This window comes from Alteromonas sp. MTD1, assembly GCF_042848195.1.
Taxonomy (GTDB): Bacteria; Pseudomonadota; Gammaproteobacteria; order Enterobacterales; family Alteromonadaceae; genus Alteromonas.
Genome location: NZ_BTGG01000006.1, coordinates 49,379 through 64,175 on the forward strand (window position 1 = coordinate 49,379; position 14,797 = coordinate 64,175).

General features: G+C 39.2%; 9 protein-coding genes. 7 read left to right on the forward strand and 2 right to left on the reverse strand.

The window, feature by feature from the left end:
* Positions 1-479 precede the first annotated feature (479 nt).
* From ACGHAV_RS09315 to ACGHAV_RS09335, 5 genes are read left to right on the forward strand one after another with little or no spacing between them, the layout of a single operon-like run.
* A complete protein-coding gene (locus ACGHAV_RS09315) occupies positions 480-803 on the forward strand; it encodes a hypothetical protein (protein ID WP_390379475.1) in 324 nt (107 codons plus the stop codon).
* Complete coding sequence (locus tag ACGHAV_RS09320; RefSeq protein WP_390379478.1) at positions 800-2,161, forward strand: ATP-binding protein; 1,362 nt, start codon at positions 800-802, stop codon at positions 2,159-2,161. Before ACGHAV_RS09315 ends, ACGHAV_RS09320 begins: the two co-directional genes overlap by 4 nt.
* Positions 2,139-4,940, forward strand: coding sequence for a Z1 domain-containing protein (locus tag ACGHAV_RS09325; RefSeq protein ID WP_390379481.1), 2,802 nt, complete (start codon positions 2,139-2,141; stop codon positions 4,938-4,940). The genes ACGHAV_RS09320 and ACGHAV_RS09325 overlap by 23 nt, the downstream gene beginning before the upstream one ends.
* Positions 4,930-5,898: a PD-(D/E)XK motif protein gene (locus tag ACGHAV_RS09330; RefSeq protein WP_390379484.1), complete on the forward strand. Its 969-nt coding sequence runs from the start codon at positions 4,930-4,932 to the stop codon at positions 5,896-5,898. Before ACGHAV_RS09325 ends, ACGHAV_RS09330 begins: the two co-directional genes overlap by 11 nt.
* Positions 5,895-7,988 (forward strand): AIPR family protein, encoded by a 2,094-nt coding sequence (locus ACGHAV_RS09335; RefSeq protein ID WP_390379487.1) that lies wholly within the window; start codon positions 5,895-5,897, stop codon positions 7,986-7,988. The genes ACGHAV_RS09330 and ACGHAV_RS09335 overlap by 4 nt, the downstream gene beginning before the upstream one ends.
* A gap of 46 nt (positions 7,989-8,034) precedes the next feature.
* Here ACGHAV_RS09335 and ACGHAV_RS09340 read toward each other — a convergent pair whose 3' ends face one another.
* Complete coding sequence (locus ACGHAV_RS09340) at positions 8,035-9,645, reverse strand: DNA cytosine methyltransferase (RefSeq protein ID WP_390379490.1); 1,611 nt, start codon at positions 9,643-9,645, stop codon at positions 8,035-8,037.
* Positions 9,646-10,069: 424 nt separating this feature from the next.
* A complete protein-coding gene (locus ACGHAV_RS09345) occupies positions 10,070-11,767 on the reverse strand; it encodes a methyltransferase domain-containing protein (protein WP_390379493.1) in 1,698 nt (565 codons plus the stop codon).
* Between the two features lie 199 nt (positions 11,768-11,966).
* On the opposite strand from ACGHAV_RS09345, the gene ACGHAV_RS09350 reads away from it, so the two are divergent.
* Positions 11,967-14,060, forward strand: coding sequence for a TonB-dependent siderophore receptor (locus tag ACGHAV_RS09350; protein ID WP_390379496.1), 2,094 nt, complete (start codon positions 11,967-11,969; stop codon positions 14,058-14,060).
* 163 nt (positions 14,061-14,223) lie between these two features.
* On the forward strand, positions 14,224-14,757 hold the full coding sequence (locus ACGHAV_RS09355) for a hypothetical protein (protein ID WP_390379499.1): 534 nt from the start codon (positions 14,224-14,226) through the stop codon (positions 14,755-14,757).
* The last annotated feature ends 40 nt before the right edge of the window (positions 14,758-14,797 follow it).

The window sequence follows — 14,797 nt, forward strand, 5'->3', positions numbered from 1 at the left end:
GTCTCATCGAAAATAAGTGACTGATAGTAAAAGTAACGTTCCGTGATCTAAGAAAAATGCTTATATTCAAATGGCTTACTTAAATACTTAAGTTTGGTTAATTATACCAATCTGTCGACGAATTCCATTGTATCTGCGAAACTTTTAATGTTAGCTTATTAGACTAAAGGCTAACTATAGGGATGTGGTTCTAGATTAAAGTCTTCAGTGTTAATTTCTTTCGAAATATTCCAGAACTCCTTTCAATACCCCTATAGATAACGTTTTTAAATGGCTTCTCAAGTGCGAGACGATAAAAAATGAAGTTCTTTTCTGATGTGATGTTTTGGACTCTTTAGAATAATATGAATATTAAAGTTTCTCTCTATCCCCATTCGCTAGTTAACTTCTCAAAAGATTGCGGTCTTCTTTATATCCTCTACGAGAAAAAGCCTTTTTTATCTAGGTATTAGAATACTGAGGAAGCAAGGTATAGATATATGGCTGAGTCTAATGTAGCAAAGCTAAAAGTTGCTTTATACGTCTGCTCCGTAGACGGCGTCCTTTCGGATATTGAAGAAAAAACGCTAATCCGACTTTACAACGAGAGTTTTGATAAAAAGTCAACTGAGTGGTTTGAAAAGCACATTGAAAACTTTTTCTCGGAAGACATCGATGTAGAAGAATATTGCATGGCGGTAGAGCCTAAAAATAGAGAAAAAGTTTTATATATCGCCTCACAGGCTGCAGCATCTGATGGTTTAGATCTTCAGGAAAGTATAGCTTTCAAAAGAATATTAAATTTCTGGGGGCTAAATAGATGAGCAACCTCATAAACGCTGAGCCATCGCCTCGTTCACATATAGAGACACTGCGAAAAATGGGATACACCTTGCAGTCAGCTGTAGGTGATATCGTTGATAACTCAATAAGTGCAGAATCTAACAATATTTCCATAGTGGTTGGACTTAAAAAAGAGATTCCTTATTTAGCAATTATTGATGACGGCGCAGGTATGTATTTCGATGAGCTAATCTCGAACTTAAGAATTGGGTGTAAGGACCCTATCGAAAAAAGAGAAAAAGGTGATTTGGGAAGGTTCGGTTCAGGTATGAAAACTGCAAGTTTCTCTCAAACTAAGTATCTAACCGTTATAACTAAGTCAGAGAATGAAGAAATCTGTGCTGCTAAATGGGACCTTGACTTAGTAAAAGAAACGAATCAATGGCTCTTAAAATCGTTAGATCATAACGAGATTAAAGACCTATTAAAGCAATTCGAGTTTAATATTGGATCTTCCGGTACCATTATTCTTTGGGAATCACTAGACAAATACGCAACTCTCAGTTCAGAAGAAGCTGAAGAAGTTATTAAACAAGACGTGTCTGATCTCAGAAGCTTTGTAGGCCTTTATTTTCATAAGTTTTTTACTAACCCACACAACATAAAATTTGATATCAATCGGATACCTTTGCGCCCAATTGATCCTTTTCTGGTGGGAGAACCTGGCTATCACGAAGGACAAGAAGAAAACTTTAGGGTCAAAGGTGGAAAACTAAATATAAAGGTTCATATTCTTCCTCATGAATCAAAAATTAGAAAATCAAAGCTTATAGAGTTAGGTGGTGTAGAAGGTATTAGTGCGAAACAAGGGTTATATATTTATAGAGAGCAGCGATTAATAGTAGCTGGTGGTTGGCAAAATTTAGCTCGACTAAGTCAGTTGGGAAAGCTTGCAAGGATAGAGGTTAATGTTCCTTCCTCCGTTGATGATGAATGGTCGACAGACGTAAAAAAGTCGTCGCTTCAGATACCTAAAAAAGTCAGAGACCGACTACGTCACCTTATATCAAATCCAATAGAAAAGGCTAAACGGGTCGTTAAGTTTAAAGGTGAAAAAGAATTAGTTGGCGACTATTGGTCATTACAAAGAAACCCAAGGAACGATAAAAGCTTATATCTAATAAATCCCAAAAACGAAAAAATTAGAAATTTAATGAGTTCACTTTCTTTTGAGCAGAAGGAAAACTTTAAACACATCCTTTGCGAGATAAGTCACTCGTTACCAACAACTAACATCTATTACAACATGTCTACTAAACCGCAAGATATCGATCAGGGGTTAGAAGAAATGACTAGAATTTTTAAGGAACTAATGAATGAAGTTGGAAGTAACAGCTAAAACATTTATAGAAGAGCTATTAGAAAAAAAATTTATTGATAAGAACCCTACTCCAGAAGAGTTATTTGAGGAGCTAAACGCTGCGCTTGAGCATTTGATGAAAGTAGGACTTTCTGAAAAATCAAGAATAAGAATTACCAAGGACATTTACTCACATTACCAAGCTAAAAACAGCGAAGTTCCATTCTCGATAACTGATAGAAGTGCACCGAAATGGATTAAAAGTAAAGAAGCGGATATTAATTGGTTTTTCTGGCAAAGATTTAAATCACTTATTAAAAGCAAGCTTAGAGGAAGAGAGTATATAAATAGGCTTGAAGAGACAGTTAACAAGGTAATGGACGGGATAGGCGATCCATCTAATGAAAGCAATTGGTCACGAATAGGCCTTGTTGTCGGTAATGTCCAATCAGGTAAAACAGAAAACTATTTAGGTCTGATTAATAAAGCTATCGACTCAGGTTTCAAGATTATAGTGGTATTGGGCGGGCACTTAGTTGACCTCAGAGAGCAAACGCAGGCTAGGATAAATGAAGGAGTGATTGGCTTAAATAGAAACAAAGAGCCATTCGGCGTTGGCCTAGATGTTCACCAAGCAGGATTAGAAAAGAAGCCACAGCCAATATGCTTAACAGTTGATGATGATTTTAAGCAAAAAAATATGCATATTAATCTCGACAGTATAAGCGGCGCTGTAATTCTCGTCGTTAAGAAAAACTCTTCAGTGTTAAAAGGGCTCTTAGAAAGTCTAGTGAAAGATAACCAACTAAAGCCTGATTCGGGCAAAAAGTCTAATCACCAATTGATGCTTATTGACGATGAAGCTGACTACGCCTCAGTCGACACTAACTATGATAAAGATAAAGACCCAACAACAATTAATAAAAGAATTCGCGACCTTCTCAAGTTATTTAATCGTTCGGCATATGTTGGTTATACTGCAACTCCATTTGCAAACATTTTTATGGATCCCTCAAGTTACTCAGCTAAACTTGAAAAGGATCTTTTTCCATCTCATTTTCTTGTAAAAATACCTACGCCTGACGCTTATGTTGGTCACAAGCACTATTTCCTTCAAAATGATCTGAGTGTTGATTACGACCCCGTTGTAGAAGTGTCAGATTACCTCGATATATTTCCTGAAAAACACGGAAAAGATTTAGAAGTCCACTCATTACCAGAATCTATGATTGATGCGATTTATATTTTTCTTATAGCCTATTCTATTCGAATATGTAGAGGAGAAGAAAATCGTCATTGCTCTATGTTGGTAAATGTTAGTCATTATACTGCGGTTCAGAATCAAATTGAAAAATTGATAGCTGGTGAACTTGATTATCTGAGGGATGAATCAGATTTCTCTTTTGGATATGAGTTAGAAGAAGCAAAAAATAAAAGTAATAAAAGCAGGTATGTAATTGAACGATTTGAGAAATTATTTAACGAACATTATTTGAACGTAGATGATATTGAACATGATTTCTCAAAAGTTTTTAAAAATTTGAGAAGAGCAATTAAAAAAACTGAAGTCATCGCGACTAACTCTTCCAGCGATAAAAGCTTAGACTATGGAGCCTCTGAGGAGAATGGGTTAACTGTAATTGCAATTGGTGGTAATAAACTCTCTCGAGGACTAACCTTGGAAGAATTAGTTGTATCCTATTTCACCCGCACTACGAAAATGTATGACACTTTACTACAGATGTGCAGATGGTTTGGGTATAGGCCAACAACGAAGTCACTTTGTCGTCTCTTCATCTCAGAGGATTCATTTAATTGGTACAGGCAAATATCACAAGGGATTGAAGAGCTATACGAAGATTTTAGAATAATGAGCCAGTCTGGAAAAACTCCAGCTGAGTTTGGTTTGAAAGTCAGGTACCACCCAACATCTCCGCTTTTGATTACAGCTAAAAATAAACTTCAAATAGCAGATATTATACATAGAGACATTTCTTTCCATGGAACAAAGGTTTATAGGTTTGAATTTAAGCGAGACGAAATAGTTAACAAGAAAAACTTGGATTATTTCAAAAGTTTTGCAAACTCACTGTTGATGGAAAATGATTGCGAATGCTTGGATGATTATTCTAACTCTTTACTCATAAAGAATGTTGGATATGAAAAAATTATTGAGTGGGTAAATAATTTAGATTTAATAGGTTTACATTACGTATCAAACGATATTCTAACTAAACAGTTACATAAGTTCTCTGAAACTGGGCAGAGTAAATTTCGCGTATTAATTAAGAATATAAGCAAACGAAGTGGAAAATATAAGATAACCAATCCAGATAATGGATCTCTTGAATCAATAAAAATTAATGCTTTTAAACACGGCATACTACCATCTCTTCGCGTTTTGGAGTTAAGTAGGGCAGACACTTTCAAGTCAAAGAGTTTGGAACTGGGTGAGAAAAGCGATGAGTGGGCTGTCCTTGATAAAAATATCAGAGATAAACTAAGAGACAAACGTGGGAGTAGTTCATCAAGCTATCTTACGTTCATGAATGACGCTAGCAGAAACTTTCCGGTCCTTATCATATATACGATGGCTATTTTAACAAAGCAAGATAACGGCGAGTATAAGTGCGTTTTTGACGCACCTACAGTTGGCTACTCTTTAAGCTTCCCTCTTCCGCCTGAATACCGAGACAAAGGCTATACAATTAAGGACTTGAAGAGACTAAATAAAGAAAACTCTGTGACATATATGGGGAATGATATTCTTATCAAAGAAATGAATGACTTAGAAGACTGGAGAAGTTATGAAGAATGACTTCTTATTTAGAGATGCATTCACAGATAACCCTTGGGAGAACTGTAAGCGCAATACGTTTCCTGCTTACGGTCACCTATACTTTTCAAAAGACCCAAGGTTTACCGTTTCAATTAAAGGTAATAGCAGTTTTGTGTTTTGCGTAAAGTGTCCGAAGTTTATTCCAATAAAAAGCTTTAGTGATCTCAGCTTTGACAGTATTACGTGCTATTTATTAGAAACTGAATCAGCAAATATGATTGTATGTCAGCTAGAAAACAGCGATTTTTTTGAAGAGTTTAAATTACTAGCGAAGGATATGGCGGCTCATCTCTGTAAGTGCTCCGATATCGAAATACCAAAAAGATATCGCGAGCGTATGCTTAGTTGGAGAGAGTTTTTCAAACCTGTGCGTACGGGACTTGGTTTTGAGAAGCTCATTGGTTTTTATAGCGAGTTGAGGTTTTTTAGAGACTTTTTGCTTCCTAAATTGGGAGCATATGAAAGTTTAGAGAGTTGGTTTGGAATCCAAAAAAAACCGCAGGATTTTGTAACATCGAACACTGCTTTTGAAATCAAATGCATGTTTTCAAGAGAAAAAAACATGATAAATATTCAGTCGCTGGATCAGTTAGATACTGCAACAAAAAGTATATTTCTTATTGTTTATAGTGGGCATATCGGAGACAAAGGTGATGAGACATTAAAAGAAGTGTATGAAAGCACAATAGCTGACATGAGCGAAGAGGAAAAGCTATATTTTTTGAGACATACATCACCTTACTATACAAAAGCGTCTATAGAAGAAATTAATCAAAAGCTATTTCTTGGCGCACCAGTAATTTATTCAGTCGGAAAAAAATTTCCTGCCTTGACGCGGCAAAATGTCGATAAACGTATTAAACAAGTGAGCTACAAACTATCTCTCGACCAGTTGACTAGCTTTAAGGTAGATAAGGAAATCTTGGATTTATTATGAACTATAGAGACGAATTAATTAGTACCGTTAGCGAAATTGCAGAGAAAGATAAAGCATATGCAGAAGAAGCTTTCTTCTTTACAGTAACGGAGTCACTTTCCGAAGCGGGTATAATTGACAACGTCGAGTACTCTTCTTTCAAAAATACAGCGAAAGGAATGAAGGTAGATGGATTTAGCTGGAATGAGCTAGAAAGATCTTTCTCTGTAATATGTATTGATTATGATATTGATGATGACGCTCCAGCTTTGGGCGCTTCCGGAGTAAATAAATTAGCTAATAGTGCATTGAAGGTTTTATCGAACCTAGATGAAAAAAAGTTTCTAAGCTCATTAGAAGAGTCGACAGACCTACCCGTAATAGAGAGCTATCGATATTATGCTGAACAGGCAATAAAATTTAAAGTTATTGTTCTAACAACAAAAACAGCAAGTAGTAGACTCAAAAAGATTAAAGAGCAAAGCATTTACGGGAAGCCCGTTTACGTCGAGCTTTGGGATTCTGAAAGAATCTTTAATATCATAAATTCCGAAGCTGAAACTGAGCCGTTCGAAGTAGATTTTCAAAAGTTTAGTGAGGAGGTTTACGTTTTACCTGCAAGTTCAACAAAAGCAGGCTCAAAGTCTTATTTGTGTGCTTTGCCTGGAGTGATTTTATCTGAACTGTATGATGAATTTGGACAAAGGCTTTTGGAAGCGAATGTTCGCTCTTTTTTAGACTTCAGATCCGGTGTTAACAAAGGTATTCGAAAGACATTAGTAGAACAACCAGAGAATTTTTTTGCTTTTAACAATGGCCTTACTTGTACCGCTACTGATATTGAGTTGGAAAATACTGCATCTGGACTGGTGATTAGAAGAATCAACGATTTACAAATAGTGAATGGAGGGCAGACGACGGCTTCCATCTATTTTGCACCAAGAGAGAAAGGTGGAATTGGTAATTTTCTCTATAAAAATATTGACCTGACAAAAGTATTTATTCAAATGAAACTGACCGTTTTAGAGGACCTTGAGGAGCAGGACTCACTCAAAGCAACTATATCTGAGTCAGCGAATACTCAAAACGCAATACAGAAATCAGATTTGGTTTCTAACCATCCGTTCCATTTAAATTTAGAAAAGCTTTCTAGAAAAACTCCAATGCCTGCGAATGAGAGTGGTTTCAGTTCGAAGTGGTTTTATGAACGTTCTCGTGGCCAATACGGGATTAAACTGAGAGCTCTCAATGGGAGAGCGAAGAGTAAGTTTGAGCTTGAGTATCCGAAAAAGCAGAAGTTTAGTAAGACAGATATGGCCAAGTTTGAGAACACATGGCGACTCAAGCCTTATGAAGTCAAGCGAGGTGCGCAAGCTAACCTAAAGCTTTTGAGTCAAAGAATTGTAGAAGAGTTCGAAAACTCTCCCTCAGATTTCGGGCAGGCGTTTTACAAAGAACTTATTGCCAAAGCAATCCTATTTACCGAGATAGATTCGGCAATTGGGGCGTCTGAGTGGTACAAAGCGGAGCGAGGACTTAAGGCTGAAACGGTTACCTATACAATTGCCATGATGCGCTATCTACTACTCCAACAGAACTTAGAAATTAATTTGAATCGAATATTTAAGAATCAACGCCTAAGTGCCTCCATGATTCTTCAAGCTGTTAGCCTTGGAAAATTTGTCAGAGATAAAATATTCGATATTGATTTTCGATTTGGCGTTGCCAATCCTTCAGAGTTTTGTAAGTCAGAGAGGGCATGGAAAAGGTTCAAAGAAATCGATGATTATGATCTGACAATGCTAGAACCTGAAGATTACCTAAACCAAGACCAGCTGAAAAACTTAAAAGCGGAAAACGACGAGCTGAACGGAGTTGAAGAGCAGTTAAGTAAGCAAACCAGTATATTGGAGGTAACTTCTCAGGAATGGCAGATGGTGAAAGACTTTTTTATCCAAAAAGGTTTTCCGAAAGATCATAAAAATGTTGGCTTGCCATCTTTATGTTCAAACATCTCGCTTGGAGGGAAGCTTCCGACGGATAAACAGAGCAATGAAGCGCTTAAAGTTCGTTCACTCGCTTACGAGATGGGATTCGACTATATAGCATAAGTTTAATGTGAGGATGCTCTTTCTAGCTAATTGGTTAAGCATATCTTTAGTCGATGTAAGTTCGGTTCAGACAAATTGGTTCAAGAAAGCTGTAGAGAAGCCGCGCAATTTTTGAAGATAGAAGCGGAGGCACTGCATTACCAACCTGAATATACTGCTGGGTTCTATTCCCCACGAAAAAGTAGTTATCTGGAAAGGTCTGAACTCTAGCTGCTTCTCTAACAGTAAAGCTTCTACACTGCTTATAATCTGGGTGTATATAATAGTGACCGTCCTTTGCTATGTGGCACGTAATTGTAGTTGCCGGTAAGGACGCGGGCTGCACTCGGAACCTGTCTGAAAATTTCCCAGAGTTGAAGTTTTTATGATTAGGTATTAAAGCTTTTGGGAATTCATGAGCCTTTGGGCTGAGTCTATCCCAATTTTCGTTAACTCCAACAGCAGCCCAGCTGCTGCAGAATAGGTAGCGTTGTAAATCAAGAGGCAAATGTTTTCTTGTTTCGTGGTTACAGATGTAATCACCAAGATTTCTATCGTAGAACCATTGCAGCAGAGCTTTATTACCCAATGATCCGGAGCGATTGAGCCCAAAGTTACTCCCTTGCTTGTTTTCTGGTATTTTCAGTTCGGAAACTGTTTCAGCTATATGCCTAGCTACATCATACTGGCCGCTTTTTTCAAGAGAAGCTATTGTTTTGCAAGCCAATGATTTTATAGACTCTAGCCAAGCTTCGTCTGTATTTTCTTCGCGAGATAAACCGCTACGTAAACTTGGTAAATCAGACAACACGTCGCTGACTGAAATCGTATCAGAACATTTTTGTAATATATTGTCTCCCCAGTGATCCGCGATATCTGATCTAATACCTAGTAAAATAACTCTATGCCTGCGTTGAGGAATACCATAGTTTTCACTCTTGACGACATAGTCTTTTGCTTCTAGGTCACTACCTATTTTTTTCGCAGTAACAAGTGATACTATTTTGTACTTATGGCCTTTATGATTTATTGGGTTTAACATTGCCGAGCTTGAAGGGTCTTTGAGGTCGTTAAAGATCGACTTATATATATACTCGCCATTTACTTTTGCAGAGAGCATGCCTTTTACATTTTCCATAACAAAGGCTAGAGGTTGGAACAAGGCTATGACCTTTAGATACTCTTTATACAAAAAATTGCGATTATCTAAACGTGCATCGTATTTTTCATTAGATTTGTTCCTTGCAACCCCAGCTACTGAGTAAGCTTGGCAGGGAGGACCTCCAATTAAAACACAATCATCATCCCCCAAGCTTTTAGAAATTGCGGCGTATATTTTCTCGTCATCTTTGCCTAGCTCTAAATTTAGAGCCTCCTTCTCTGCGGCACTCACTTGAGGGGCAAATTTTGGTATTTTGTAGAGTAGCTCTTCTGGTGTGCGCCCCATTTTCCCTTTCAAAAATTCGTAGTACTCCTTGGGAGCTTGGTCGAACTGTCTAAAAAAAGCTCTCAATTTTAGAGTTTGGTGCGCACTAGGATCTTTTTCTATCGAAGAAATTAACTTGAATGGTCTAAAACCGTGTTCATTTTTTAGTGATGAAAACCCTTCACCAAGTCCACCAGGACCTGAGAATAAATCAATTACTTTTATTGGCTTTTGCATTGGAAGTTTTGACAATATTTGTATATTTATACACTATTTTACCTTAAACAGGTGCCCGTTGATAAGGGAAGAGGACAGTTCAATATAAGAAATTGAAGAAATAGCAGATATTTCGCAAAAGGAGCACTCCAAGATTAAGGTTCGCATTCAAACCTTCTATTTTGGTTTAGCTAAGATGAGAAATATAAAAGGGTATGTAGTCATGAAATGGATAGAAAAGTTGCTCGAATGCGGAGCACGATATCCATAAAGAGTGAATAAGGTAATCGAACCCAAACTAAATTCACTATTTTAATAGTTGCTCATTTTCTGATAAAGGTTAGCGGGTATTTAAAAACTGTTGTTATCAATTCTTTTAGAAGCTTTCATAAAAAACAAAAAAGTCTATCGAAATTCTTTCGAATCAAATAAAGAGCTTTCTTAGTGTATTTTTCTACCATCAACGCCAATCCTCCAACTGCTGCAACGCCTTAATACGGTCACGTTGCAGAGCGAAAGCTTCAAATACATCATCAAAGTTTGTGTTGCTTGGGCTTAAATTCGGAAGAGCCAAATTGGCTTGGCTGAAAAATTCTGCTTGGTTGTGCCGCCAGCCTTGTTTCCACCAAGAGAGTATTTGTTCACGAGAACTAGAAAGCTTTAAACCAGTGGGTAACTTGTCTGATTTATTGGCGTTTATGCTCGATTTCGTTGGTAGCAAATTCCAAAGATCGTTGTTAGGCCATCGCGCAAAAGGAAACGCGTGATCGATAGCGTAGCTAGATAGCCTCAAACGCCTACCTGACCAGCAGCATGCAACATTTTCACTCTTTAGTAATTCGTTAACACGCTTTCGAATCCTTGAAGTGGTGCGTTCTGGATCGTCCCATTTAAGTGCATTTAGATAATCTGCTTTAGTAAGTGGTCTTTGTTTGTTTTGGCTGTACCCAGCCATTAAAGAAGTCCATTCATTAATCAAAGTAGGTTCTATCCATACGCTAAACTGCGTTAATGAATCCCAAATATGAGTGGGAACATAGAACTTACCCAGTGAGGACAAAAAATCGAAGTCTAAGAGAAGGTCGGTTTTAGGTTTTCGAGTTTGATTAAGTTCAACATGAAAAACACCATTATTAGTGCCAGGTAACGTGGTGTACTTAGCGGGCATGTTTTTTACTGTCGAAACGATGTCTTTTAGAGTTCGGTAAATCGCTTGAACCGTTGCACTATCTGAATAGTGCGCGCCAATATAAAAGTCATTACTAGAAAAGGCTTTAATTTGCTGCCAGCCGTCTTCCTTGATAAATCCTAATCCTCTGTTCGCATTGCTGTTTTGCTGCATTTCGAACTTATCAATTAAGGGTTTGTAAAGCTTCAGCCAATAGAGCGCCACCAGTCCAACAGGTAAAACTACATGCTCGTTTGTTTGCTCTATTACAGCGCCTGGATGGCCTTCGGCGATTCTAAGCAGTGTTCGTAATAGTGCTATCTTATACGTTGATGATTTACTGTCGTTTATTACGATATTCCTGATTAAAGGAAATGCACCTGTACCATTATCAGGCAGCGTCAGTAAAACCGTTTGCCACTGAACATCAGCACGACCTAGCTCATCGTTTGACTTTTCAGGAGTAAGCAGTCGATAAGTAAGCCCGAACTGGCTAGCAAATTTAGCCAGTTCATCTGCTGAAACAGGGTACATGGTACGTTCGTCAGCGCAGTTGCCATGTCGCAGCGAGATAATTAACTTGCCATTAGGCTTTAGCAAAGAAGATAGCTTTCTAAAAGCCTGTTCTCGCGACGATGGCGCGAGGTGCATCCAAACTGCACTTAGAAGTATTAAATCAAATTTTGTTTGTAAGCGAAAAACTTCAGTCAGTTCGGGTAGTGTATCTGATATCCAGTGAATTGGGTTTGAAACGGTATAGCCTTGCGCGAGCTCTCTAATGCCAGTTGCGGGCTCGACCGCAACCACACCCAAACCCTTTGAGGCTAAATAACGCGCATCACGTCCAGAGCCTGCACCCACATCCAGCACAATTCCTTCTTTAGGTATGGCGTATAACCATTCTTTGTGAACAGACTCGAAGGGTACGCTATCGTATTGTTTCGCAAGTGTCGAAGCGTTAGTTGAGTAGTACGTTATATTTTGGGTCAAACCGCTAACTTTTTGCCAATCCGTTGAGTGTCTATTTCTAAATCATTTAGCAAGTAAACTCAAATCATCCTTCTTAAAACCAAGGAAGATACTCTAAAATTGTAAATAGCAATAATTATCATTTAAATTAAGTTTAAGCTGTTTTATACTCCTGCCCCGAAAACATACAAACACTTCAAAACCAATAGCAGAGAACACCATGAAATTAAGCAGTTTATTTGCACTAACGCCTATCGCGTTTGCTTTATCGGTAAATGCGCAAACAACGCAAAGCAATACAGTAGAAGTTAAAGAAGCAGACGTTGAAAAAATTCGTATTGTTGGCGTTCGCCAAAACCGCGTTAGCCGTGGTGCAACGGGCTTAACCATGGAAATTAGCGAAACGCCCCAGTCTATTAGCATTCTGTCTGAAGATTTAATGCAGTCGTTTGGCGCGTTTAACATTAATGATGCGCTAAAGCTTGCGCTGGGTATTAACGTAGAAGAGTGGGAGACTAACCGTACTAACTATACGGCCCGTGGTTTTGAAATTAAAAACACGCAAATAGACGGCGTGGGCCTGCCGAACGACTGGGGCATTGTTACCGGCGCTATTGAAGCGTACGGTTATGAAGAAATTGAAGTTATTCGTGGTGCTAACGGCCTGCTAACCGGTGTGGGTAACGCCTCGGGTACCATTAACTATGTGCGCAAGCGCCCAACCAATGAAGAGGGTGGTGAAATTGGCGCAAGCATTGGCTCGTATAACTTTAAGCGCGTACAGGGCGACTATTCAATGCTGCTTACTGAAGACGGCAGCTGGGCAGCCCGCGTGGTAGCAAGCGTTGAAGATAAAGAGTCGCACCTAGATGGCTTGGAAAACGATCGCAGCTTTGTTTACGGTGTAATCGACGGCCAGTTAACCGATAACGCTACGGTAACTTTTGGGTTGTCTTACCAAGATGCGAATACGGATGGCAACACATGGGGCGGGCTGGTGTTTAACTACACTGATGGTACCCAAGCCGAGTGGGACATTAGCGATACCACTACCCAAGAGTGGACAAAATGGGATACGGAAACCACCAATGCCTTTGTAGAGTTAGACTACGTGTTCGACAACGATTGGCAGCTACTGCTTAGCTATAACTACCGCGACTTTGAAGATCAAAGCAAACTGTTTTACGCCTACGGCGCTATTGATAAAGATACCGGCTTAGGCCTGGTTGGCTGGCCGGGTCGTTATGACTCAGAGCGCGATTCTCATCTTGTTGAAGGCCGTGTATTTGGTGATTTTTCGCTATTTGGCCGTAATCACGAAGTAAACTTTGGAGTAAGCCACGCTACCAGCGATGACGTATCTTTCGTTCACGCCTTTGACTATGCCACTACACCTGCTTACGGGCCAACACCCGCGTTCCCTTATGCGCTAGATGCGATTGCCGAGCCAGAGTGGCTGGCGGCTTCCGAGTATTCAAACATTGAACAAACCCTAACCCGTTACTTCGGTTCAGCCCGTTTTAGCATTACCGATGAAATGCATGTCATTGCTGGCTTTAACGCTATTGATTTTGAGCGTACAGGGCAAAATGCCGGGGCGGTTATCGATAACTCAGAAAGCGAAGCCAGCCCTTATGTTGGCGCTACTTACGCGGTAACTGAAGATATTAACGCGTACGTAAGTTATTCGGACGTGTACCAGCCGCAAGAACAGTACGACATTAACGGCCAGTACCTTGACCCTACTAAAGGTAAGAACTTTGAAGCTGGCTTAAAGGCACAATGGTTTGACGACAGACTACTTACCACTTTCGCCTTTTTCACAGCAGAGCAAGATAATTTGGCGGCCTATGCAGGCACTAACCCAGACACGCTTCAGTTCTACTACAAAGGCGTGTCGGTAGAGTCTAACGGTTTTGAAATTGAAGTAGCCGGCCAGGTAACCGATGCACTACGTATTAATGCGTCTTATACCGCTATCGACGTAGAAGACGAGCAAGGCAACGATGCTAACCTATGGGCACCGCGCGACGTAGTAACGTTCCAGCTAGGTTATACCGTACCGCAGGCTCCAGAAATTGAAGTGGGTGTTGGTGGTAGATGGCAGTCTGAGATCAGCAACGTAGACTACAATGTAACCCAAGGCGCTTATTTCTTGGGTAACGTTTATGCCTCACAGGCGTTTTCTGAAGACTTCACTGTTCGATTTAATATTAATAATATTTTCGATAAAAAATATATAAATAGCTTACATACGGTTGGCTTCTACGGCGCTGGAATTAACGCACAGTTGAGCGGCTCATATACGTTCTAGTGTGATGAGCAGTATAAAAATAAAAATGCGGCTTAGGCCGCATTTTTTCTGACTATTTCTCAACTAAAACGTTATGTGAAGAGAGTGAATTTAAAAATTTATTAACTGATTAACAGCACAACCGTTGCTACTCTTAACTGGGTTTAAAATGATGGAGTGTTAAATGAAGAAGCATTCGTATAAGTTGTTTTTGTCCACTATAAAGTTTTCAGTGCTTTCGCTATCTATTTTCTTCGGTGGCTACCTTGCTGCGCAAACCAATGACCGAAATTATGAAACTATTGATATAACGGGTGAAAAATCTACGCCACAGTTAAAGCGTGCATTCAAAAAGCAACAAATGGAATTTATCGAACTTTACAACACGGTAAATACCGACGCGCAGTTCGATGTCATTTGTAAATGGCGCAAGTTTACCGGTAGTCAAATAGCCAGAAAATTGTGTGAGCCACGCTACATGATTGACTTTAGGGCGCTTACTGTTCAAACGTGGTCAACGCAGCCTGGTATCGACTTTAACCGTTTACCTAACGACGACACGCTCCGCTTTTTAACACAAGATACCCGTGAAGAAGCTTATAAGCATGTGGCAGCGCTAGTGGCAACTCATCCTAAGTTGTTAGACAGCTTCTTAAAGCTTGATGCCATACACGAACGTATAAAAGCGCGAAAAGAAGCCGGAATGAATGGCGAATAACGTTGTTAGTTCTAAGCTGAAAGAAATTTTTTATGGACTA